Genomic DNA, 20,962 nt, shown 5'->3' with positions numbered 1-20,962 from the left:
GTGACCGGCACCGAGGAGGCCGTGACCGGCGCCGGGCCCCGGGCCGGCGCCGCCGCCCTGCCGGACTGGGTGGCCGCCGTCGTCACCTTCCTGTCCTCCGGCGCGGTGCTGGTGCTGGAGATCGCCGGGCTGCGGCTGATCGCGCCCTACGTCGGCATCACCCTGCAGACCAGCACGTCGGTCATCGGGTTCGCCCTGGCCGCGATCGCGGTGGGCGCCTGGATGGGTGGCGCGCTGGCCGACCGCACCGACCCGCGCCGGCTGATCGCGCCGCTGATGGTCGCCGGCGGCGCGCTGGTCGTCGCCGTCCTGCCGCTGGTGCGCTTCGCCGGGTCGGTGCTCACCGGCGCGGACGCCGGCAGCGTGCTGCTGCTGGCCGCGGTCGCCGTCGTCGTCCCGGCCGCGCTGCTGTCGGCCGTGCCGCCGATGGTCGTCAAGCTGCAGCTGGCCAGCCTCGCCGAGACCGGCTCGGTGGTCGGCCGGCTCTCGGGCATCGGCACCCTCGGCGGGATCGCCGCCACCTTCCTCACCGGATTCCTGCTCGTCGCGTTCTTCCCGACTAGCGGGATCATGGTCGGCACCGGGCTGGTCACCGTGGCCACCGGCCTGGCCGTCGGGGTGCTGCTGCGGCGGCGCACCGGTGGTGCGGCCGGGCGGGTGCCGGCGACCCTGCTGCTGCTCGCCCTGGCCGGCACGCTGCTCGCCGCGGTCGCGCCGAGCCGGTGTGCGGCCGAGACCGCCTACCACTGCGCCCGGGTGGTGGCCGACCCGGAGCGGGAGACCGGCCGGGTGCTGCTGCTGGACACGCTGCGGCACTCCTACGTCGACCTCGCCGACCCGACGCACCTGGAGTTCGACTACGTCCGGGCGATCGCCGCGGTGACCGACGTGACCGCACCGGCGGGCGACCCGGTGTCGGCGCTGCACCTCGGCGGCGGCGGGGCCACGCTGCCGCGCTACCTGGCCGCCGTCCGGCCGGGCACGGAGAGCCTGGTGGTCGAGGTCGACCCGGGGGTGGTGGAGCTGGACCGCGCGCAGCTCGGGCTGACCGAGACCGGCGGGCTGCGGGTCGAGGTGGCCGACGCCCGGGTGGCGCTGGCGCAGGAGCCGGCGGGGCAGCGCGACCTCGTCGTCGGCGACGCCTTCGGGGGGCTGTCGGTGCCCTGGCAGCTGACCACGGTCGAGGCGCTGGGCCTGGTCGACCGCGCGCTAGCCGACGACGGCGTCTACGCCGCCAACCTCATCGACCACCCGCCGCTGGACTTCGTCCGCGCCGAGCTGGCCACGCTGCGCGCGGTCTTCCCGCACGTCGCGCTGCTCGCGCGGGAGGCCGTCCTGGCCGGGGAGGCCGGCGGGAACGTCGTCGTCCTCGCCTCCCGGGAACCGCTGCCGCTGGACGCGGTCGGCGACGCGCTGGGCGACCGGGGCCTGGACTGGCAGGTCGCGTCCGGTGCGCGGCTGGCGGAGTTCGTCGGGGACGCCCGGGTGCTCACCGACGACCACGCGCCGGTCGACCAGCTGCTCACCCCGTACACGACTCCGGGCTCCTGACCCGCCGTTCCTCGGCGATCACGGCGTTCGGGAAGCGACACGCCGACCAGCGGCGGTGTGTCGCTTCCCGGGCTCCATGATCGCGGGGGCAAGCGGTTCACCGGGCGATGGCGGCGGTGCGGGCCCGGGTGAGTCGCACCAGGTCCGCGGGCGCCAGCTCCACCTGCAGCCCTCGGCGACCGGCGCTGACCAGCACGGTGGCGAAGCCCAGCGCCGACTCGTCCACGACGGTGGGCAGGGCCCGCCGCTGCCCGAGCGGGCTGATCCCGCCGACCACGTAGCCGGTCGCCCGCTCGGCGTCGGTCGGCTCGGCCATCGCCGCCCGCCGCCCGCCGGTGGCAGCAGCCAACGCCTTGAGGTCCAGGCTGCCGGCCACCGGGACGACGGCCACGGTGAGAGTGCCGTCCACCCGGGTGACCAGCGTCTTGAACACCTGCCGCGGGTCGGTGCCCAGCGCGGCCACCGCGGCCTCCCCGTGCCCCTGCCCGGCGGCGTGGTCCGGGTCGTAGGAGTGCAGGCCGTGGGCCACCCGAGCCCGCTCGAGGGCCCGCACCGCGGGGGTCGCCGCCACGCGACCGACCCTAGTTCGGCAGGGAATGGGGACCCCTGACCGCACGGTTGGACCCCCCGTGAGCAACACCCTCTCCACCAGCGCCCGCCAGCGCCCCGCGCTCCGGCGGCCCCCGGGCCGGCCCGGGGCCGCGCGGCTAGGATCGTCGGAGGCAGCCGCCCGCGCCCGGGCGCCGCAGAGAGGACGGTCGGTGCCCGAGGAGATCGCGGACCGCACGCCGGAGACCACGACCGAGGAGACCATCGGGCCCAGCGCGCCGGTCGAGGTGCCCGAGGCGCGCGAGGGCGGCAGCCGCACCGAGGTCGACGAGACCCGTGCCGAGCGCGACGCCCGTTTCGAGCGCGACGCGCTGCCCTACCTCGACCAGATCTACCCGGCCGCCCTGCGGATGACCCGCAACCCCGCCGACGCCGAGGACCTGGTCCAGGAGACGTTCGTGAAGGCCTACTCGGCCTTCCACCAGTTCGCCGAGGGGACCAACCTCAAGGCCTGGCTGTACCGGATCCTGACCAACACCTACATCAACAGCTACCGCAAGAAGCAGCGGCAGCCGCAGCAGTACCCGACCGACCAGGTGCAGGACTGGCAGCTCTACGCCGCCGAGGAGCACAGCTCCAGCGGCCTGCGCTCGGCGGAGATCGAGGCGCTGGACCACCTGCCGGACTCCGACATCAAGGAGGCCCTGCAGCAGCTGCCGGAGGACTTCCGGCTGGCGGTCTACCTCGCCGACGTCGAGGGGTTCGCCTACAAGGAGATCGCCGAGATCATGGGCACGCCCATCGGCACGGTGATGTCCCGCCTGCACCGCGGCCGTCGCGGCCTGCAGAAGCTGCTGGCCGACTACGCCCGCGAGCGGGGCTTCGTCCGGGCCGGTGCCGGGGAGGAGGCGAGTCGTCCGTGACCAGCGACCACCGTCCGGACGACGGTGACCCGATCGAGGTGCACTCCTGCGACGACGTGCTCTCCCACGTGTTCGAGTTCCTCGACCACGAGACCGAGCCGTCCCGCCGCCAGGTCATCGCCGAGCACCTCGAGGAGTGCTCGCCCTGCCTGCGCCAGTTCGGCATCGAGCAGGAGTTCAAGGCCCTGGTGCGCCGCCGGTGCGGGGGCGACAGCCCGCCGCCGGGCCTGCGGGACCGGATCAAGCTGCAGCTGACCACCGTCTCCTTCGAGGAGCACGGCACCCAGGTCAGCGTGGAGCGGATCAGCGTGGAGCGCACCCGCGAGCGCCCCACCGGCTGAGCCCGCCGCAGGACGCGAGAGGCCCGGGACCCGATCGGGTCCCGGGCCTCTCGCGCTCCCTGCCGGGGCAGGGCAACGCCCCTAGGCGTTGGGGCGCTTGCCGTGGTTGGCCTTGTTCCCCTTGCGGGAGCGCCGCTTGCGTCCACGCTTCGACATCGCTGCCCTCCTCTCCTCGCCGCTGCCGGGAGCCCGCTGCGGGCCCGGGACACCTCCGGGTGACCCCGGCCACGTCGTGGACGCGCACACCGGGTGGACCCGTCAGGCTGTGTTCCCAGCCTCTCACGGGCCCGGTTGGCACCGCCCCCCTGTGGCGGTCCGCCCGGGCGGCGGGCCAGGCTGGGGAGGACGACGCTGGGTCGCAGGAAGGCGGTTCGGGACGTGGCACCCGTCGGGATCGAGAGCGTGCTCGTGGCCGGAAGGGGACCGGCGGCGTGTGCGGTGGTGGCGGCCTGCTCCCGCCTGGACGTGAAGACGGTCGCCGTCCACTCCGAGGCCGACCGGGCCGCGCGGCACGTCCGGCTGGCCGACGACGCGATCCTGCTGGGCCCCGCGCCCGCCGCGGAGTCCTACCTCGCGGTGGACCGGATCGTGGAGGCGGCGCGCCGCAGCGGCGTGCAGGCGGTCCTCCCGGTCCCGCCGGCGCTGGCCGGCAACGCCCGGCTCGCGGGTGCGGTGGTCGCCGCCGGCCTCGGCTGGGTCGGCCCGTCCGCGGCGGTGCTGGAGCGCCTCGGTGGTGACGGCGTGGAGCCGGCCAGCGAGCGTGGCTTCCTCGCCCTGGTCACCGACGGGGGACTGCGCTGCACCACGCCGGTGTCCCGCGACCGCGCCGCGGGCATCGCGCGGGTCTCCTGGACCCCCGAGGAGCCCTTCGAGCTGCTGTCGGCGGCCGGACGGCTGCCCGAGGTGGGCTGGCGCGGCCTGGTCACCGTCGGCATCGCGCCGGACGGCGGGCTCGCCGAGGTGGCAGCCGGCTTCTCCCTCGACATGACGGTCCTGGAGCGGGCACACGGCGTGGACGCCGTCGAGCTGGCGCTGCGCAGCGCCTCGGGCACCCGGGCCGTCGACGCCGGGACGGGTGCCCCGCCGCGGCGGGCGGTGACCGTCCAGCTGCGCTCCTCGCTGCCGCCCGGGCAGGGTGGCCGGGTCACCGGTCGGCTGCCCCGGTCCGGCCGGCACACCACCGGGGCACCCGGCGCCGAGGTCGTGGCAGTCAGCGGCTACGACCCGGGCGACCGGCTGGACCGCTGGTACGACGCCCTGCTGGCGACGGTCAGCGCCGGGGCACCCGACACCGCCACGGCCGCCAGGGCCGCGAGCGAGGTGCTCGGCGCGGTGCCGGAGGTCGGCGTGCCGCACGACGGCCCGGAGGTGTGCGCGGTCCTCGACCGGCTGGCGTCGGGCAGCCCCGCAGCGGTCTGAGCAGCGGGCCGGCCGTGCCAGGATGGACGTCCGGACGCGCAGGGGAGGGGCCGGTGGCGGTCGAGGAGATCCACGCCGAGATGGTGTCGAGCGTGTGGAAGGTGCTGGTGCAGCCGGGCATCGAGGTGGACGCCGGCGACACCCTGGTGGTCCTCGAGTCGATGAAGATGGAGATCCCCGTCCTCACCGAGCGGGCCGGCACCGTCCGCGAGCTGCACGTCGTGGAGGGCGAGGTCTTGCAGGAGGGCGACCTCATCGCCACCGTCTCCTGGTGAGGGCCCGGCCCTCACCGACTCGGGGCGCGGCCGGCCGGGAGGTCGAGGGCGTAGACCAGCAGGTCGATGCCCGGCCGCGGTGACCAGTCGCGCTCCGGCAGCCGGGTGAAGCCCATCCGCTCGTAGAGCCGCTGCGCGGTCCGCATGCGCCGGTCGGTCGAGAGCACCACCCGCCGCTTGCCGGCCGCCCGGGCGCGCTGCAGGCAGGTCCCCACCAGCAGCGCGCCGAGCCCGCGGCCCTGCACGGCGGGGTCCACGACGAGCATCCGGAACGCCGCCTCCTCGTCGGACTCGGTGACCTCGCCGAAGTCGCCGGTCAGCACCAGCGCCACGCTGCCCACCACGCGCCCGCCGCCGTCCCGGGCCACGAGCAGCTCGGCGCGGTCGGCGCGCCCCGCCACGTCGCGCAGCTGCTCCCCGTACTCGGGGGAGGCCAGCCCGCCGCCCAGGTAGACGTCGGAGGTGAGCTGCGCGATCCGCGGGAAGTCGTCGGGACGGGCGGGTCCGACGGTCACGGCCGGCGCGACGGGCGACGAGGACACGACCGCGAGCCTAGATGGAGGACCACCCTGCCCCCCACGCCTCGCAAGCTCGCCGCGGGGCCCTGCAGGGCGGCCGTTCCAGCACCTCACCGGGCCCGGCGCGGGGCCCTGCATACCCTCAGGTCAAGATGAACAGCCTCTCCGAACGCCTCACCCGGGGGTCGGCCTCTGCCCCGGACCAGGTCGACCACGCCCGCCGGCTGGTGGCCGACTGGCAGCTGCTGGCCGACCTCTCGTTCGCCGACCTGACCCTGTGGGTGCCGCTGCGCACCGGCGCGTGGTGGTGCGTGGCCCAGGTGCGCCCGCTGACCGCGCCGACCAGCCAGCCCGACGACCTGGTCGGCTCGGAGGTGGAGGGGCCGGACGCCGAGCCCCTCGGGGTCGCGCACCGCGAGGGCCGTCCGGTGACGGAGGGCGAGCCGGACTGGTCGGGCAGCACCCCGCGGCGGCGGGAGGTGGTGCCGGTGCGGCACGACGGCGTCGTCGTCGCGGTCCTGGCGCGGGACACCAACCTGGCCGTCACCCGGTCGCCGTCCACCCTGGAGCTCACCTACCTCGACATCGCCGCCGACCTGTGCCTGATGGTCTCGGCCGGCACGTTCCCGCCGCGCAAGCCGCTGGACGGCGAGCTCAGCCCGCGGGTGGGCGACGGCCTGGTGCGGCTGGACGCCGCCGGGCGCGCGGTCTACGCCAGCCCCAACGCGCTGTCGGCCTACCGCCGGCTCGGCGTCACCGGCGACGTCGTCGGGGCGGACCTGGGCCTCCTCACCCGGGACGCCGCGGCCGACCGGGTGGCGGGGGAGGCCGTGGCGGCCGGCATCCGCGCCGCGGTGGACGGGCGGTTCCCCGACCCGATGGACGTCGAGTGCGTCGCGGCGACCCTGCTGCTGCGCGCGCTGCCGCTGCGGGCGCCCGGGGCCGAGACCGGCGCGCTGGTGCTGGTGCGCGACGTGACCGACGTCCGCCGGCGGGACCGCGCGCTGCTGACCAAGGACGCGACCATCCGGGAGATCCATCACCGGGTGAAGAACAACCTGCAGACCGTGGCCGCGCTGCTGCGGTTGCAGGCGCGGCGGATGACCGAGCCGGCGGCCCGCGAGGCGCTGGAGGAGTCGGTGCGCCGGGTCGCCTCGATCGCCGTCGTGCACGAGACCCTGGCCGGCAGCCGCGAGGACGTGGTCGACGTCGACGACGTGCTCGACCGGGTCCTGCCGATGCTGGGCGACCTCACCTCGGTCGGCCCGGCGGCGCGGACCCGGCGGACCGGCGGCTTCGGCGAGCTGCCGGCCGAGGTCGCGACCCCGCTGGTGCTGGCGGTCACCGAGCTGCTGCACAACGCCGCCGAGCACGCGTTCCCCGACGGCAGCCCGGGCTGCATCGACCTGGTGGCCGAGCGGGACGGCGAGGACCTCGTCGTCCGCGTCGTCGACGACGGGCGGGGCCTGCCCGCCGACTTCGACCCGTCGGCCAGCGAGGGGCTGGGACTGCAGATCGTGCGCACCCTCGTCACCACCGAGCTGGGCGGCAGCCTGACGATGACCAGCCCGCCGTCGGTGCCGGCCGACGCCGGGGGCACCGAGGTGGTGCTGTCCCTCCCCGGTGCCGGCCGGCTCCGGCGCTGACACCCCCCGACACGCCACGAGGCCGGCCCGGGGATCCCGGGCCGGCCTCGTCGGCGGTGCGATGCGGCGGCCGGGATCGAGCCCGGTGCCGGCGGTGCGGTGTGCTCAGGCGGTGCGGACCCGCGTGCGGGCCTGGCGGCGCTTGAGGGCGCGCCGCTCGTCCTCGGACAGTCCGCCCCAGACACCGGAGTCCTGCCCCGCGCGCAGTGCCCAGTCCAGGCACGACTCGACGACGGGGCAGCGCCGGCACACGGCCTTGGCCTGCTCGATCTGCACGAGGGCGGGGCCGGTCGTCCCGATGGGGAAGAACAGCTCCGGGTCCTCGTCGCGGCACAGGGCGCGGTGGCGCCAGTCCATGGCCGTGTTCTCCTCGATGTCGTCTACGGTCTGGTGCAGCCGTCGTCGGCCGTGGGCCGATCCGCGGGCCGGCACCGGGGTGGCCGGCGCCCTGGCACGGCGACTTCATGCACGTGTTACCGACAGGTTGCTTTCTCCCGCGATGTTTTCACGGCGAGGGGGACTGTCAAGCTGAACGCCGGGATCGGTCGACCCCTCGTGAGCAAGCTCACCATGGGCGTGGTAGGGCTGCCACTCGACCCGTCGGTCACCCCGCGCGCTGCGTTGACAGACCCGTCCACCGCGTGCGAAGCCGCAGGTCCCGGGCCGGTAGCGGAACCGCCCGGTCCACCGGCCCGTCGGCGTCAGACGACGGTGCCCTCAGGTCGTCTTCCGCCGCCGGTCCGCTCCTCGCTCGCTGCGATGCTCGCGTCGGCGTCAGACGAAGACGGCGAGCGCGTCGGGCACGCTGCGCACCCGCAGCCCGGTCGCCGTCCCGAGGTGGTCCCCGTCCAGCTGCCAGCCCTGCGGCCGGCGCGCAGTGAGCGTCAGCTCGGTCAGGTCGTGCCAGCGGTGCACGCCGTCCCCCCGGACGTCCGGGCGCGGGCCGAACGCCTCCCGCACGTGGCGCAGCATCCGCAGGACACCGGTGCGCCCCAGCGCGAAGACGTCCAGGCCGGAGTCGAAGGAGGCGTCCGGCGTCGGGTTGACCGCGCGGGCACCCAGGTAGGTCCACGGCGAGACGTTGGAGACCAGGCAGAGGAATAACCCGTCGACGGCCGGTCGGCCGGGCAGCTGCGCCGTCATCGCCGGGTCGCGGCGCTCCCGGCCGAACACGAACGCGCCGGTCGCCTCCTGGACGTACAGCAGCCCGGTCGAGCGGCGCCCGCGGGCGCGGTGGGCCTCCACCCGGCCGATCACGTCGGCGTCGAAGCCGAGGCCCGCCGAGAAGACGAACCAGCGCGGCTCGGCCCACCCCGGGGAGGCCGCGGCCCCCGCGTCGGCGGCCGCGCGGGCCGCCACCGGGTCCGGCAGCCGGGCCGGTGCCGCGCTGACGCCGCGGGCGCTGGCCGTCGCCAGGGAGATCCGCCGGACCCGCCCGGCGCGCACGGACTCCACCACCTCGGTGGCCGCGGCGACCGGGTCCCGGGAGCGGCCCAGGGCCCGGGCGAACACGTTGGTCGACCCACCCGGGACGACGGCCAGCGGCGGCACGTCCTGGCCGGGCCCGTCGTGCAGCAACCCGTTGACCACCTCGTTGACCGTGCCGTCACCGCCGAGGGTGACCACGACGTCGACGCCGTCCACGCCGGCCTTGCGGGCCAGCTCGGCGCCGTGGCCGCGGTGCGTGGTCTCGGCGAGCTGGACGTCGAGCGAGCCGGCGAGGGCGGCGAGCACGCGGTCGCGCACCCCGCGGCTGGTCGTGGTCGCCACCGGGTTGGCCACCACGAGCGCGCGCATGCCCGTCAGGCTAGCCAGCGGGGACGCCCGTCCCGGCCCCGGCGGAAGCGGGCCGGGCAGCCGGCCGCCGGGCCCGCGGGCGCAGCGTCTCGGGACGGCGGCCCGCCCGGTCCCGGCGCGTACCCTCCGACCGTGACCGAGCAGTCCGGAGCCAGGCCGCCGCGGGACCGCCGCCGGGCCGAGCGGCTGCTCGGGGGCGCCGCCGAGCCGGCCGCGCCGCGCCCGCAGCGGGCACGCCCGGAGGCGCCCCCCGCCGTCCGCCGGGCCGCGCTGGTGGCCGGCCTCGAGGCGGCCGCGCTGGCCGCGGTCGCGCTGTGGCTGCTCGTGCTCACGGTGACCTCCGCGCCCGACAGCGTCTCCCGGGCCCTGGCCGAGGTCGTCTACGTGGGCTTCTTCGCCGCCCTGCTGGGGGCCGCCGCGGTGGGTCTGTGGCGGCTCTCGCCGTGGTCCCGCGGCCCGGTGGTCTTCCTGCAGCTGCTGCTGGGCCTGTTCGGCTGGTACTCGGCCACCGAGTGGGGCGGTGAGTGGGTCGGCGTCCCGCTCCTGGTGCTGGTGGCCACCGAGCTGTACCTGCTGGCCACCCCGGAGGCCCGGCTGGCCTTCCTCGAGCGCTGACCGGGGCCTCACAGCCGCAGCTTGAACCCCTCGTGGGTCGCGGTGAACCCGTGCCGGGCGTAGAAGCGGTGCGCGTCCCCGCGGGTCTTGTCGCTGGTCAGCTGCACGCGGTAGCACCCCCACGCCCGGGCCTGCGCGACGGCCGCGTCGAGCAGCACCGAGCCGACCCCGCCCCCGCGGACGTCGGGGTGCACGTGCACCGACTCCACCTCCGCGCACAGGCCGCCCCGCTCCTGCAGGTGCCGGACGGCGAAGACCTGGCAGACGCCGACGACCTCCCCGCCGACGACGGCCACCAGCACCTCGTCGTGCGGGGCGGCGTCGATCTCGGCGAGCGCCCGCCGGTAGCCGGCCTGGTCGCTGCGGTCCTCCTTGCCCGCGCGGGTGGCGCCGAGGTCGATCAGCTCCACCAGGCGGGGCAGGTCGTCGACGGCCGCCGGCCGCACGGTCACGTCCGGTCGGTGCCCCCCGGCGGTCACACCAGGTCCACGACGTCGGCGATGGAGTCCAGCACCCGCCCCGGCCGGAACGGGAAGCGGGCGACGTCGGCGGCCCGGGTGGAGCCGGTGAGCACCAGGATGGTGTCCAGGCCGGCCTCGATGCCGGCGACCACGTCGGTGTCCATCCGGTCGCCGATCATGACGGTGGTCTCCGAGTGCGCCTCGATGCGGCGCATCGCGCTGCGGAACATCATCGGGTTGGGCTTGCCGACGAAGTAGGGCTCGGCGCCCGTGGCGCGGGTGATCATCGCCGCGACCGACCCGGTGGCCGGCAGCGGGCCCTCGGGGGAGGGGCCGGTGACGTCGGGGTTGGTGGCGATGAACCGTGCCCCCGCGCCGATCAGCCGGACCGCCCGGGTGATCGCCTCGAAGGAGTAGGTGCGGGTCTCCCCGAGGACGACGTAGTCCGGGTTGGTGTCGGTGAGCGTGTAGCCGGCCTCGTGCAGCGCGGTGGTCAGCCCCGCCTCGCCGACGACGAACGCCGAGCCGCCGGGCAGCTGGGTGGCCAGGAAGTCCGCGGTGGCCAGCGCGGAGGTCCAGATCGAGGCCTCGGGCACCTGCAGGCCGGAGCGGGCCAGCCGCGCGGACAGGTCCCGCGGCGTGAAGATCGAGTTGTTGGTGAGGACGAGGAACCGCCGGCCGGCCTCGGTCAGGCGCTGCAGGAAGTCCGCGGCGCCCGGCAGCGCCTGCCCCTCGTGCACCAGGACGCCGTCCATGTCGGTCAGCCAGCACTCCGCGGGCTTGCGCTCGTTCGTCATCGCGTCCTCCACCTCCGCGGCGACCCGGCCGGCCGTCCAGCACCCGGCGTCACCCTAGGAGGGCGCGCGGCCTCCGGCTGCCCACCCACCTGCCGCGGGGCCTCCGCGCACCGCGGCGGCGAAGTGCTCGAGGGCGTCGTCGGTGAGCCGGAAGACCGACCACCCGTCCATCGGCACCGCTCCGGCGGCCCGGTAGAACTCGATCGACGGGGTGTTCCAGTCCAGCACCGACCACTCCAGCCGGGAGTACCCGCGCTGCACGCACAGGTCGGCCAGCGTGCGCAGCAGCTCGCGGCCCAGCCCGCGGCCGCGGTGGGCCGGCTGCACGTAGAGGTCCTCGAGGTGGATGCCGTGGGTGCCGCGCCAGGTGGAGAAGGTGCGGAACCACAGCGCCGTGCCGACAACCTCGCCCTCGACCACGGCGACGTGGCCGAACACCGCCGGTGCCTCTCCGAAGAGGGCCCCGGCCAGCTGCGCCTCGGTCATCCGCGCCTCGTCGGGTGCCCGCTCGTACTCGGCCAGCTCGCGCACCAGGGCCACGACGGCGGGGACGTCGTCCGGGCGCACCGGCCGCACGGTGCCCTGTCCCGCGCGGGAGCTCGCACGCTCGCTCACGTGAGCAGCTCCTTGAGCCGGGCCGGCACCAGGCGGCCGAGCGGGGAGAGGACCGGCACGAGCACCGGTGCCAGCAGGTAGCCGTAGGCCAGCACGCAGCCGGTGACGACGGGGACGGTGGCGAGCCCGGCGACGAGGGCGAGTGCGGCGGCGACCAGGCCGTAGGGTCGCCCGCTCCTCGGGCTGACCAGTGACCGGAAGGAGCGGAACCGGATGGTGCTGACCATGAGCACCGCGGGCACCGCGACGATCAGCAGCACCCACAACCGGTCGCGGCCCTGCATCTGACTCCCGAACGCGGACACCGAGGCCAGCACGACGCCGGCGGCGCCGGGGCTGGGCAGGCCGGTGAAGTACCGCTTGTCCGCGGTCGGGTCGATGGTGGTGTTGAAGCGGGCCAGGCGGATGGCGGCGCAGGCCACCCACAGGCCGCAGACCACCCAGCCCAGCGGGTCCCAGGCGTCACGGCCCTCGGAGAACAGCGTGAAGGCCAGCAGCGCCGGGGCCAGGCCGAAGGAGACCAGGTCGGCCAGGGAGTCGAACTGCAGGCCGAACGGGGTCACCGCGCCGACCAGGCGGGCGACGGCGCCGTCGGCGATGTCGAAGACGACGGAGAACCCGATCAGGACGGCGGCCAGCGTGTACTGGCCCCGGATGGAGACCAGGATCGCCACGAAGCCGCACATCATGTTGGCCAGCGTGAACAGGCTGGGCAGGGTGGCCCGCGCGCGCCGCCGGGAGCCCCGCACCGAGCCCCGCACGAACTCGACGGTGGCCGTCCGCCGGGTCTGCGGGACGCGCGCTCCGGACGCCGAACTGGGCACCGTCGTCCCCCTCACCCGCGGTCGGACCAGCGGGCGATGACGGTCTCACCGCCGCGCACCCGCTGGCCGACCCGCACGAGCACGGTGCACTCCCGGGGGAGGAAGACGTCCATCCGGGAGCCGAACTTCATCAGGCCCATCCGCTCGCCGGTGGCCAGGTGCCGGCCCACGCCGGTGCGGGTGACGATGCGCCGGGCGAGCACGCCGACCAGCTGCCGGAACACCACGGTGCGCCCGCCGTCGCGCAGCCACAGCTCGCTGCGCTCGTTGCGGTGCGCGGACTCCCTGCGGTAGGCGGCCAGGAAGCTGCCCGGGCGGTAGGAGCTCTGCACGACCTCACCGCGGTACGGGGAGCGGTTGACGTGCACGTCGACGACGGACAGGAACACGCTGACCTGCTGCCAGCCGCCCTCGGGGACCGGTTCGGGGGCGACGCCCTCCTGGGCTGCTCCGGCGACCGTCACCAGGCCGTCCGCGGGGGCGAGGACGTCGTCCGGGGCCGCCGGCTCGACGTCGCAGCGGCGGTCCGGGTCGCGGAAGAACAGCGCCATGTAGGCCGACAGGAGTGCGAAGGGCCAGGCGGCGAGCCGCAGCCCGCGCCGGCCGGCGGCCCACCCGGCGGCGGCCAGGACCGCGGCGGGTGCCAGGGGCCCGGTGACGAACGGCCACCCGGCCGGGTCGATACGCATCGAGGTCAGACGGTACCGGGGAGGAGTCGTCACCACCGACGGGTCCGGCGGCGGGCCGGGGACGGCGACGGCCGGCGAGCACGTGCTCGCCGGCCGTCGTCGCGGTGCTGCGTCGTGCGCTATGCCGCGGCCTTGGTCTCCCAGAAGATCTTGTCGATCTCCGCGATGTGGTCGAGGAGCTTCTGGCCCTCGGCGGGGTCCATGCTGCCCTTGGCGCCCGCGGCGCCGGCCTGCTTGGTCGCCTTGTTGAACAGCTCGTGCAGCTGCGGGTACTTCTCGAAGTGCGGCGGCTTGAAGTAGTCGGTCCACAGCACCCACAGGTGGTGCTTGACCAGGTCCGCCCGCTGCTCCTTGATCAGGATCGCGCGGGTGCGGAAGGCCGGGTCGTCGTTGGCCTGGTACTTCTCCTGGAGCGCCTTGACGGACTCCGCTTCGATGCGGGCCTGGGCCGGGTCGTACACGCCACAGGGGAGGTCGCAGTGAGCGGTGGCCTCCACGGCGGAGAACATGCGCAGACGCATGAGCTGAGCCTCCGGTTCTGGGATGGTCGGTCGTCTGCGACCCTACTCCCGGTGAGCAGCGGGGACACGGCCGAGCCGGGGGGCCCGGGAGCGGTCCCGCCGCTGGTCACGCCGTGGGTGCTGGCCCGCGTGCGCGGTCCCTCGATGTCCCCCACGGTGCGCTCCGGCGACCGGCTGCTGGTCCGCCGTGCCGGCGCGGGACGCCCGGTCGTCGACGGTGACGTCGTGCTGGCCCGGTTCCCGTCCCGGCCGGGGCTGCTGGTCGTCAAGCGGGTGCGCCGGGCGGTCCGGGGCGGGCACTGGGTGGAGGGTGACAACGCGTTCGTCACCGACGACAGCCGCGCGTACGGCCCGGCCGTCGTCGTCGGGCGGGTGGTCGCCCGGCTGTGGCCGCGGCCGGGCCGGCTGCCCGGTCCTCAGCGCTGAGCCGACGCGCGCAGTTCCGCGTAGCGGGCCCGGCACTCCTCGTACGTCGGCAGCAGGCCCTGGTCCCGGGCCTCGGCCAGCGTGGGTGCCTGGCGGTCCTTGGCCGACAGCTCGAACTGCACGTCGGCGGGCCACGGCAGGCCCAGGGCCGGGTCCACCGGCGAGACACCGAACTCCCGGGCCGGGTCGTAGCCGCTGGACACCAGGTAGGTGACCGAGCTGCCGTCGGCCAGCGACAGGAACGCGTGCCCGAGACCCTCCGCGAGGTAGACCGCCCGCGGCTGTTCGCTGTCCAGGACGACGGCGTCGTGCGCGCCGAAGGTGGGGGAGCCGACCCGGACGTCGACGACGACGTCGAGCACCCGCCCGGCCGGGCAGTACACGTACTTGGCCTGCCCCGGCGGCACCAGCGCGAAGTGCACCCCGCGCAGCACCCCGCGCGCGGACACGCTGTGGTTGGCCTGGGCCAGCGGCAGGGCGTGGCCGACGGCCTGCGCGAGTGCGTCGGCGCGGTACCACTCGGTGAACCGGCCGCGGGCGTCGCCGTGGGGCACGAGGTCGAGGACGTGGGCGTCGCCGACGGCGAGCGGGCGGGTCTGCACCCCTGGACGGTAGCCAGCCCGTCCCCGGCCGGACCGAGGACGTGCCCGGGTCACGATTCGGTTACGCTCCCGGGCCCATGAGCACCCAGCAGCTGGACGGGACGGCCGACCGGTTCGCCGACGACCCGGCGTTCGCGGTGCACGAGGGCGGCAAGCTGGTCGTCCGCCCCACCCGCGGCATCGAGTCGGTGGCCGACCTGGCGCTGACCTACACCCCGGGGGTCGCCCGGGTGTCCAGCGCGATCGCCGCGGAGCCCGCCCTCGCCGACCGGTTCACCTGGGCCCCGCGCGTGGTCGCGGTGGTCTCCGACGGCACCGCCGTGCTGGGGCTCGGTGACATCGGACCCGCCGCCGCGCTGCCGGTGATGGAGGGCAAGGCCTGCCTGTTCAGCGAGTTCGCCGGTCTGTCGTCGGTGCCGGTGGTGCTGTCGACGACCGACGTGGACGCCATCGTGGAGACGGTCGTGGCGATCGCGCCGTCCTTCGGCGGCATCAACCTCGAGGACATCAGCGCCCCCCGCTGCTTCGAGATCGAGGACCGGCTGCGCGAGCGGCTGGACATCCCGGTCATGCACGACGACCAGCACGGGACGGCGATCGTCGTGCTGGCCGCGCTGCGCAACGCCGCCCGGGTCGTGGGTCGCGAGCTGGCCGACCTGCGGGTCGTCGTCTCCGGCGCCGGTGCGGCCGGGGTCGCCTGCACCAAGATCCTGCTGGGGGCCGGCGTGGGGGAGCTCGCCGTGGCCGACTCCCGGGGCGTGCTGCACACCGGCCGGGAGGACCTCACCCCGGTCAAGCGCTGGCTCGCCGAGAACACCAACGGCTCCGGCTACGCCGGCACGATGGTCGGGGCGCTGGAGGGCGCCGACGTCTACCTGGGGTTGTCCGGCGGCTCGGTGCCCGAGTCGGCGATCGCCTCGATGGCGCGGGACTGCATCGTGTTCTCGCTGGCCAACCCGATCCCCGAGGTCGACCCGGAGATGGCGGCCCGGTACGCCGCGGTGGTGGCCACCGGGCGCAGCAACGAGCCCAACCAGATCAACAACGTGCTCGCCTTCCCCGGCGTCTTCCGCGGCGCCATCGACGCCGGCGCCACCGGCATCACCGAGGAGATGAAGCTGGCCGCGGCGACCGCCATCGCCGACGTCGTGGGCGAGGAGGTGCGCGCCGACTACGTGGTGCCCAGCCCGCTGGACCGGCGGGTCGCCGAGGCCGTCGCGGCCGCCGTCGCCGACCGGGCCCGCGAGCAGGGCGTCACCCGCTGAGGCCGGGCAGGGCCTGCAGCAGCGGGTCGACCGCCCCGCGGACGTCGGTGTTGAGGTAGACGCACCACAGCGTGGCCAGCACGAAGGCCGGCACCAGGACACCGGTCTCCAGCGCCGTCCCGGTGCGCATCGGCGTCAGCGCCACGCGGGCGCGCCGGACCACCCACAGCAGGGGCACCGGTACGCCCTGCGTGGTGATCGCGTCGCCGCCGATGTGGGTGAGCACCCCCAGCGCCACCGCCCACGGCAGCCACCCGGGCTGGGCGGTGTGCTCCAGCAGCAGCCACGCCCCGCACCAGGAGAGCACCAGGTTGCCCACGACGGTGTTCTCTGCGCGTCCGGGGATGACGAAGTGCAGCGCGCGCAGCGCCAGCCCGATCGCCAGGCTCAGCAGCAGCAGGCTGGACCAGTAGGCGTCGGCCGCGGCCAGGGCCAGCGCACCGAAGACGAGGGGCGCGAGGACGGCGTCGTGGGTACCCCAGCGGTGCCCCCGGGCCAGCCGGCCGATCGCACCGGAGGGGACGTCGGTGAGCGGGCCCCACATGTCCGAGACGGTGGACCCGCTGTGGTCCAGGTCGGGCAGCATGGCCATCCCGCCGACGGCGGCGATCCAGGCGACCTGCCCGACGGTGCCGCCGACCGGGGCCCAGGGCAGCGTGGCGGCACCGGCGGCGAGCCCCGACAGCGCGTGCGAGTGACCGAGCACCGACCGAGCGTGCCGGTGCGGGCCGCCGTCCCCCGGGAGGCGCGCCCCTGGAGGGCGAGATCGGCGATCTCGCACGCCTGGACCTGCGCACGCGTGCGAGATCGCCGATCTCGCGGCCCCCTCGCAGGATCCGGCCCCGAGCGTGCGAGGCGCTGGGGGCGAGGGGGTCCTTCGTCAGTCCTCGTCGTCGTCGGTGCCGCCGCGGGCCAGCCAGGTGGCCAGCCGCTCGACCGGCACCTCGAAGTCGGGGTGCTGGTCGACGAAGGCCTGCAGCTGGCCGGCCAGCCAGGCGAGGGTCACCTGCTCCTCGCCCCGCCGGTCGGCCAGCTCCTCCAGGCCCCGATCGGTGGAGTACACGTGCGTCAGTCGGCGAGGGCCTGCGCGACCAGCTGCTTCTGCTCGGCCTCGTGCACCTTCGCCGAGCCCACGGCGGGGCTGGCGGAGGCGCGGCGGGTGACCGGGCGCAGCCGGCGTCCGGCCGGCAGGTGCTCGGGCAGGTTGACGGCCATGAACTGCCAGGCGCCCATGTTGGCCGGCTCCTCCTGCACCCAGACGACGTCGTCGGCCGACGGGTAGCGCTCCAGCTGCCGCACGACCTCCTCGGCGGGCAGCGGGTAGAGCTGCTCGACGCGGACGACCGCGGTGTCGGCGGTGCCGGTGGCCTCGCGCGCGGCGACCAGGTCGTAGGCGACCTTGCCGCTGCACAGCAGCACCCGGCGCACCGCACCCTCGTCCAGCGGCTCGCCGCCCACGCCCGGGTCGGGCAGCACCGGCCGGAAGGACTCGTCGGTGAAGTCCGACACCGGGCTGACCGCGGCCTTGGCCCGCAGCAGCGACTTCGGGGTGAACACGACCAGCGGCCGGTGCACGTCCGACAGCGCCTGGCGGCGCAGCAGGTGGAAGTAGTTGCCCGGCGTCGAGCAGTTGGCGACGGTCATGTTGTTCTCCGCCGACAGCTGCAGGAACCGCTCGATCCGGCCGCTGGAGTGGTCGGGGCCCTGGCCCTCGAGGCCGTGCGGCAGCAGCAGCACGACGCCGGAGCGCTGACCCCACTTGGCCTCACCGGAGCTGATGAACTCGTCGATGACCATCTGGGCGCCGTCGACGAAGTCGCCGAACTGCGCCTCCCACAGCACGAGCGCCCCCGGGTCGGCCACCGAGTAGCCGTACTCGAAGCCCAGGGCCGCGTACTCGGAGAGCAGCGAGTCGTAGACGAAGAACTTCGCCTGGTCCTCGGACAGGTTGGCCAGCGGCGTGTGCTCCGCCGCGGTCTCCCGGTCGATGAGCACCGAGTGCCGCTGCACGAAGGTGCCGCGGCGGGAGTCCTGGCCGGCCAGCCGCACCGGGACGCCCTGCACGAGCAGCGACCCGAAGGCCAGCAGCTCGCCCATGGCCCAGTCGATGCCGCCCTCGCTGACCATCGCCGCGCGCCGCTCGAGCATCCGCTGCAGCTTCGGGTGCACGGTGAACGACGGCGGCAGGGAGACGTGCGCGTCACCGATGGCCTTCATGACCTCGGGGCTGATGGCGGTGGCCACCTGCGTCTCCTGCGCGGCCGGCTGGTCCATGAGCGGCTGGGCCTTGGGCGTGTCGGTCGAGTCGTGGGTCTCGGAGAACGCGCGCTCCAGCTGGTCCCGGTAGTCGCGCAGCGCCTCCTCGGCCTCCTGCAGCGTGATGTCGCCGCGGCCGATGAGCGACTCGGTGTACAGCTTCCGGACCGAGCGCTTGCGGTCGATGATGTCGTACATCAGCGGCTGGGTCATCGACGGGTCGTCGCCCTCGTTGTGCCCGCGCCGGCGGTAGCAGACCAGGTCGATGACGACGTCCTTCTTGAACGCCTGCCGGTAGTCCACCGCCAGCCGCGCCATCCGCACGCAGGCCTCCGGGTCGTCGCCGTTGACGTGGAAGACCGGGGCGCCGATCATCCGCGCGACGTCGGTGGAGTACAGGCTCGAGCGGGCCGCGGCCGGGCTGGTGGTGAAGCCGACCTGGTTGTTGATGACCACGTGCACGGTGCCGCCGGTGCGGTAGCCGCGCAGCTGGGACAGGTTCAGCGTCTCGGCGACGACGCCCTGCCCGGCGAAGGCGGAGTCGCCGTGCAGCAGCACCGGCATGACGGTGAAGCCCTGCTCGCCCTTGTCGATCCGGTCCTGCTTGGCGCGCACGATCCCCTCGAGGACGGGGTTGACCGTCTCCAGGTGCGAGGGGTTGCTGGCCAGCGACACGGCGATCGTCGCCCCCGGGCGCAGCGGGTTCTCGAACGTGCCCTCGGCGCCGAGGTGGTACTTGACGTCGCCGGAGCCCTGCACGGTGCCGGGGTCGATGTTGCCCTCGAACTCGCCGAAGATCTTGGCGTAGCTCTTGCCGAGCACGTTGGCCAGCACGTTGAGCCGCCCGCGGTGCGCCATGCCGATCGCGACCTCCTCCAGGCCGTGGTCGGTGCCGGCGACGAGGACCTCGTCCAGCAGCGGGATGACCGACTCGCCGCCCTCGAGGCTGAACCGCTTCTGGCCGACGTACTTCGTCTGCAGGAAGGTCTCGAACGCCTCGGCGGCGTTCAGCCGGCCCAGCACGTGCTTCTGCTTCTCCCGGTCCGGCTGCTCGGCCTTGAGCTCGACCCGCTGCTGGATCCACTCCCGCTCTTCGGGGTCGGTGATGTACATGTACTCCACGCCGACGGTGCGGCAGTAGGAGTTGCGCAGCACCCCGAGCACGTCCCGCAGGGCCATGACCTTCTCGCCGGCGAAGCCGCCGACGGGGAACCTGCGGTCGAGGTCCCACAGCGTCAGGCCGTGCTGGAGGATGTCCAGGTCGGGGTGGCTGCGGACCTTGAACTCCAGCGGGTCGGTGTCGGCCATGAGGTGGCCGTTGCGCCGGTAGGAGTCGATGACCTCGATGACCCGGGCTTCCTTGTCGATCTGCCCCTCGCGGCTGACCCGCACGTCGGGCATCCAGCGCACCGGCTCGTAGGGGATGCGCAGCGACCGGAAGACCTCGTCGTAGAAGCCGTCCTCACCCAGCAGCAGGGAGTGCAGGCGGCGCAGGAAGTCGCCGGACTCCGCGCCCTGGATGATCCGGTGGTCGTAGGTCGACGTCAGCGTGATGATCTTGCTGACCGCCATGTCGGTGAGCGCCTCGGGGCTCATCCCCTGGAACTCCGCCGGGTAGTCCATGGCGCCCACGCCGATGATGGCGCCCTGGCCGGCGGTCAGCCGCGGCACCGAGTGGTTGGTGCCGATCGTGCCCGGGTTGGTCAGGCTGACGGTGGTGCCGGAGAAGTCCTCCAGCGTCAGCTTGCCCGCGCGGGCGCGGCGGATGACGTCCTCGTAGGCGCCCCAGAACCGGGCGAAGTCCATCTCCTCGGCGGCCTTGATCGAGGCGACGACGAGGGTGCGGGAGCCGTCGGCCTTGGGCAGGTCGATGGCCAGGCCGAAGTTGACGTGCTCGGGCTGCACCAGGGTCGGCTTGCCGTCGACCTCGGCGTAGGAGGCGTTCATGTTGGGGAAGTCGTCGAGCGCCCGGACCAGCGCGTAGCCGATCAGGTGCGTGAAGGACACCTTGCCGCCGCGGGAGCGGGCCAGGTGGTTGTTGACGACGATGCGGTTGTCGGCCAGCAGCTTCGCCGGTACGGCGCGCACGCTGGTGGCCGTCGGCACGGTCAGCGAGGCGTTCATGTTCTTCACGACGCTGGCCGCCGCGCCGCGCAGCGGCACGCGCCGCGGACCCTCGTCCGCGGACTCCCGCGCGGTGGCCGCCTTCTCGGCGGCGGGCCCAGCGGCCGGCTTCGCGGCGGGCTTCGCGGCGGGCTTCGCGGCGGGCGTGGCCGCCCTGGCGGCCGGCTGCTGCTGCTCGGCGCGCTCGGCGGCCCGTCCCACGACGGTGTCCTCGGTGCGTTCCTCGACGCGGGTGGCCCGCGAGGGGGCACCGGCGTCCCGGGTGGGCTCCTGCTCGGGTGCCGGCGACCGGTCGGACCGGTCCGGCGTCGGGGCCGGCGGGGCCGGCGCGGCGGCGGGGCGGGCCGGCGCGTCGGCGGGTTCCCCGGCCGGCGCGGGCGCGGCGGTCTCGGGGGCCGGTGTCTCCCGGTCGTCGCTGGCGGCCACCGGGCTGCCCGGCCGGTAGTCGGCGAAGAAGTCGTGCCACGCCTGGTCCACGCTGGCGGGATCGGCGAGGTACTGCTGGTACATCTCCTCGACCAGCCACTCGTTGGTGCCGAAGCCGGCCACCGCGGAGGAGGAGGAGGTGGCGGACGGCCGGGATGAGCTCACGCTGGACACGGGGTCGAGTGCCTTCTTCGTCGTCGGTGCACGTCTCAGGACCGGGGACGGAGTCTACGCCCGCCCCCGTCGGCCCACGGGGTGTCGGACGGCCGCGCCGGCGCTCCCGGGCGGAACGGCCACCGTGCAGGGGCCCGCGCCGAGCTCG

At 75.0% G+C, this 20,962-nt stretch carries 24 protein-coding genes; 9 read left to right on the top strand and 15 right to left on the bottom strand.

Translation table 11 applies throughout. The features are described 5' to 3' along the window. The gene (locus tag RTG05_RS16930; protein ID WP_315911979.1) at nucleotides 1–1,551 is read left to right on the top strand and encodes a fused MFS/spermidine synthase; all 1,551 of its coding nucleotides are present in this window, start codon (nucleotides 1–3) and stop codon (nucleotides 1,549–1,551) included. Nucleotides 1,552–1,648: 97 nt separating this feature from the next. On the opposite strand, the gene ybaK is transcribed toward RTG05_RS16930, so the two are convergent. Then, nucleotides 1,649–2,122 (bottom strand): Cys-tRNA(Pro) deacylase, encoded by a 474-nt coding sequence (ybaK, locus tag RTG05_RS16925; protein WP_166526089.1) that lies wholly within the window; start codon nucleotides 2,120–2,122, stop codon nucleotides 1,649–1,651. A 190-nt stretch (nucleotides 2,123–2,312) separates the two neighbouring features. Here ybaK and RTG05_RS16920 point away from each other — a divergent pair, with 190 nt between their 5' ends. Beyond that, nucleotides 2,313–3,023: a sigma-70 family RNA polymerase sigma factor gene (locus RTG05_RS16920; protein WP_315911978.1), complete on the top strand. Its 711-nt coding sequence runs from the start codon at nucleotides 2,313–2,315 to the stop codon at nucleotides 3,021–3,023. Further along, nucleotides 3,020–3,364: a mycothiol system anti-sigma-R factor gene (gene rsrA / locus RTG05_RS16915; protein WP_166526088.1), complete on the top strand. Its 345-nt coding sequence runs from the start codon at nucleotides 3,020–3,022 to the stop codon at nucleotides 3,362–3,364. The genes RTG05_RS16920 and rsrA overlap by 4 nt, the downstream gene beginning before the upstream one ends. 81 nt (nucleotides 3,365–3,445) lie before the next feature. Here the strand turns inward: rsrA and RTG05_RS22400 are convergent, their stop codons facing one another. Beyond that, a complete protein-coding gene (locus RTG05_RS22400) occupies nucleotides 3,446–3,520 on the bottom strand; it encodes a 50S ribosomal protein bL37 (RefSeq protein WP_014377707.1) in 75 nt (24 codons plus the stop codon). Between the two features lie 222 nt (nucleotides 3,521–3,742). Between RTG05_RS22400 and RTG05_RS16910 the strand changes: the two genes are divergently transcribed. Both RTG05_RS16910 and RTG05_RS16905 read left to right on the top strand, forming a co-directional pair. Continuing rightward, nucleotides 3,743–4,783: a biotin carboxylase N-terminal domain-containing protein gene (locus RTG05_RS16910; RefSeq protein WP_166526087.1), complete on the top strand. Its 1,041-nt coding sequence runs from the start codon at nucleotides 3,743–3,745 to the stop codon at nucleotides 4,781–4,783. Between the two features lie 53 nt (nucleotides 4,784–4,836). Continuing rightward, nucleotides 4,837–5,058 carry a biotin/lipoyl-binding carrier protein gene (locus RTG05_RS16905; protein WP_166526086.1) on the top strand — a complete coding sequence of 74 codons (222 nt, stop codon included), beginning with the start codon at nucleotides 4,837–4,839 and terminating at the stop codon, nucleotides 5,056–5,058. A gap of 11 nt (nucleotides 5,059–5,069) precedes the next feature. On the opposite strand, the gene RTG05_RS16900 is transcribed toward RTG05_RS16905, so the two are convergent. Further along, the gene (locus tag RTG05_RS16900; RefSeq protein WP_166526085.1) at nucleotides 5,070–5,600 is read right to left on the bottom strand and encodes a GNAT family N-acetyltransferase; all 531 of its coding nucleotides are present in this window, start codon (nucleotides 5,598–5,600) and stop codon (nucleotides 5,070–5,072) included. 128 nt (nucleotides 5,601–5,728) lie between these two features. On the opposite strand from RTG05_RS16900, the gene RTG05_RS16895 reads away from it, so the two are divergent. Next, nucleotides 5,729–7,222 (top strand): sensor histidine kinase, encoded by a 1,494-nt coding sequence (locus RTG05_RS16895; protein ID WP_166526084.1) that lies wholly within the window; start codon nucleotides 5,729–5,731, stop codon nucleotides 7,220–7,222. 105 nt (nucleotides 7,223–7,327) lie between these two features. On the opposite strand, the gene RTG05_RS16890 is transcribed toward RTG05_RS16895, so the two are convergent. After that, the gene (locus RTG05_RS16890; RefSeq protein ID WP_166526083.1) at nucleotides 7,328–7,579 is read right to left on the bottom strand and encodes a WhiB family transcriptional regulator; all 252 of its coding nucleotides are present in this window, start codon (nucleotides 7,577–7,579) and stop codon (nucleotides 7,328–7,330) included. 417 nt (nucleotides 7,580–7,996) lie between these two features. Beyond that, on the bottom strand, nucleotides 7,997–9,019 hold the full coding sequence (locus RTG05_RS16885; protein ID WP_315911977.1) for a diacylglycerol/lipid kinase family protein: 1,023 nt from the start codon (nucleotides 9,017–9,019) through the stop codon (nucleotides 7,997–7,999). A gap of 132 nt (nucleotides 9,020–9,151) precedes the next feature. Between RTG05_RS16885 and RTG05_RS16880 the strand changes: the two genes are divergently transcribed. After that, nucleotides 9,152–9,634, top strand: a complete 483-nt coding sequence (locus RTG05_RS16880) for a hypothetical protein (protein ID WP_315911976.1) — start codon at nucleotides 9,152–9,154, stop codon at nucleotides 9,632–9,634. An 8-nt stretch (nucleotides 9,635–9,642) separates the two neighbouring features. Here RTG05_RS16880 and RTG05_RS16875 read toward each other — a convergent pair whose 3' ends face one another. From RTG05_RS16875 to sodN, 6 genes are all read right to left on the bottom strand, one after another. Next, nucleotides 9,643–10,086, bottom strand: a complete 444-nt coding sequence (locus RTG05_RS16875; protein ID WP_166526082.1) for a GNAT family N-acetyltransferase — start codon at nucleotides 10,084–10,086, stop codon at nucleotides 9,643–9,645. A gap of 23 nt (nucleotides 10,087–10,109) precedes the next feature. Continuing rightward, complete coding sequence (locus RTG05_RS16870; protein ID WP_166526081.1) at nucleotides 10,110–10,892, bottom strand: HAD-IIA family hydrolase; 783 nt, start codon at nucleotides 10,890–10,892, stop codon at nucleotides 10,110–10,112. A gap of 54 nt (nucleotides 10,893–10,946) precedes the next feature. Next, nucleotides 10,947–11,507: a GNAT family N-acetyltransferase gene (locus tag RTG05_RS16865; protein ID WP_208104624.1), complete on the bottom strand. Its 561-nt coding sequence runs from the start codon at nucleotides 11,505–11,507 to the stop codon at nucleotides 10,947–10,949. Beyond that, the gene (gene pssA / locus RTG05_RS16860) at nucleotides 11,504–12,331 is read right to left on the bottom strand and encodes a CDP-diacylglycerol--serine O-phosphatidyltransferase (RefSeq protein ID WP_166526080.1); all 828 of its coding nucleotides are present in this window, start codon (nucleotides 12,329–12,331) and stop codon (nucleotides 11,504–11,506) included. Before pssA ends, RTG05_RS16865 begins: the two co-directional genes overlap by 4 nt. Nucleotides 12,332–12,342: 11 nt before the next feature. Continuing rightward, entirely contained in the window at nucleotides 12,343–13,020 is a 678-nt protein-coding gene (locus RTG05_RS16855; protein WP_166526079.1) for a phosphatidylserine decarboxylase, read from the bottom strand. Between the two features lie 119 nt (nucleotides 13,021–13,139). Further along, the gene (gene sodN, locus RTG05_RS16850) at nucleotides 13,140–13,541 is read right to left on the bottom strand and encodes a superoxide dismutase, Ni (RefSeq protein WP_166526078.1); all 402 of its coding nucleotides are present in this window, start codon (nucleotides 13,539–13,541) and stop codon (nucleotides 13,140–13,142) included. A gap of 51 nt (nucleotides 13,542–13,592) precedes the next feature. Here sodN and RTG05_RS16845 point away from each other — a divergent pair, with 51 nt between their 5' ends. Further along, nucleotides 13,593–13,967 carry a S26 family signal peptidase gene (locus tag RTG05_RS16845; RefSeq protein WP_315911975.1) on the top strand — a complete coding sequence of 125 codons (375 nt, stop codon included), beginning with the start codon at nucleotides 13,593–13,595 and terminating at the stop codon, nucleotides 13,965–13,967. Here the strand turns inward: RTG05_RS16845 and RTG05_RS16840 are convergent. Beyond that, nucleotides 13,958–14,569, bottom strand: coding sequence for a dTDP-4-dehydrorhamnose 3,5-epimerase family protein (locus tag RTG05_RS16840; RefSeq protein ID WP_166526077.1), 612 nt, complete (start codon nucleotides 14,567–14,569; stop codon nucleotides 13,958–13,960). The genes RTG05_RS16845 and RTG05_RS16840 overlap by 10 nt on opposite strands. A gap of 77 nt (nucleotides 14,570–14,646) precedes the next feature. Between RTG05_RS16840 and RTG05_RS16835 the strand changes: the two genes are divergently transcribed. Continuing rightward, entirely contained in the window at nucleotides 14,647–15,834 is a 1,188-nt protein-coding gene (locus tag RTG05_RS16835; RefSeq protein ID WP_166526076.1) for an NAD(P)-dependent malic enzyme, read from the top strand. Here the strand turns inward: RTG05_RS16835 and RTG05_RS16830 are convergent. The 3 genes from RTG05_RS16830 to RTG05_RS16820 form a co-directional block, all read right to left on the bottom strand. Then, a complete protein-coding gene (locus RTG05_RS16830) occupies nucleotides 15,824–16,540 on the bottom strand; it encodes a metal-dependent hydrolase (protein WP_166526075.1) in 717 nt (238 codons plus the stop codon). The genes RTG05_RS16835 and RTG05_RS16830 overlap by 11 nt on opposite strands. A gap of 174 nt (nucleotides 16,541–16,714) precedes the next feature. After that, nucleotides 16,715–16,897, bottom strand: coding sequence for a DUF6104 family protein (locus tag RTG05_RS16825; RefSeq protein WP_166526074.1), 183 nt, complete (start codon nucleotides 16,895–16,897; stop codon nucleotides 16,715–16,717). Nucleotides 16,898–16,902: 5 nt separating this feature from the next. Next, on the bottom strand, nucleotides 16,903–20,805 hold the full coding sequence (locus RTG05_RS16820) for a multifunctional oxoglutarate decarboxylase/oxoglutarate dehydrogenase thiamine pyrophosphate-binding subunit/dihydrolipoyllysine-residue succinyltransferase subunit (protein ID WP_315911974.1): 3,903 nt from the start codon (nucleotides 20,803–20,805) through the stop codon (nucleotides 16,903–16,905). Nucleotides 20,806–20,962: the final 157 nt, after the last annotated feature.

Origin of the sequence: Geodermatophilus sp. DSM 44513, from assembly GCF_032460525.1 — a bacterium.
Lineage (GTDB): Bacteria > Actinomycetota > Actinomycetes > Mycobacteriales > Geodermatophilaceae > Geodermatophilus.
Note: the sequence above shows the minus strand (reverse complement) of the source record. Positions and strands in the feature narration are given on the sequence as shown.

Bases quoted from the DNA above. Each gene is read 5' to 3' on its own strand.
- RTG05_RS16870 (WP_166526081.1), bottom strand. From the start codon at position 10,892: ATGACGAACGAGCGCAAGCCCGCGGAGTGCTGGCTGACCGACATGGAC.
- RTG05_RS16885 (WP_315911977.1), bottom strand. From the start codon at position 9,019: ATGCGCGCGCTCGTGGTGGCCAACCCGGTGGCGACCACGACCAGCCGC.
- sodN (WP_166526078.1), bottom strand. From the start codon at position 13,541: ATGCGTCTGCGCATGTTCTCCGCCGTGGAGGCCACCGCTCACTGCGAC.
- RTG05_RS16895 (WP_166526084.1), top strand. From the start codon at position 5,729: ATGAACAGCCTCTCCGAACGCCTCACCCGGGGGTCGGCCTCTGCCCCG.
- RTG05_RS16835 (WP_166526076.1), top strand. From the start codon at position 14,647: ATGAGCACCCAGCAGCTGGACGGGACGGCCGACCGGTTCGCCGACGAC.
- RTG05_RS16855 (WP_166526079.1), bottom strand. From the start codon at position 13,020: ATGCGTATCGACCCGGCCGGGTGGCCGTTCGTCACCGGGCCCCTGGCA.
- RTG05_RS16890 (WP_166526083.1), bottom strand. From the start codon at position 7,579: ATGGACTGGCGCCACCGCGCCCTGTGCCGCGACGAGGACCCGGAGCTG.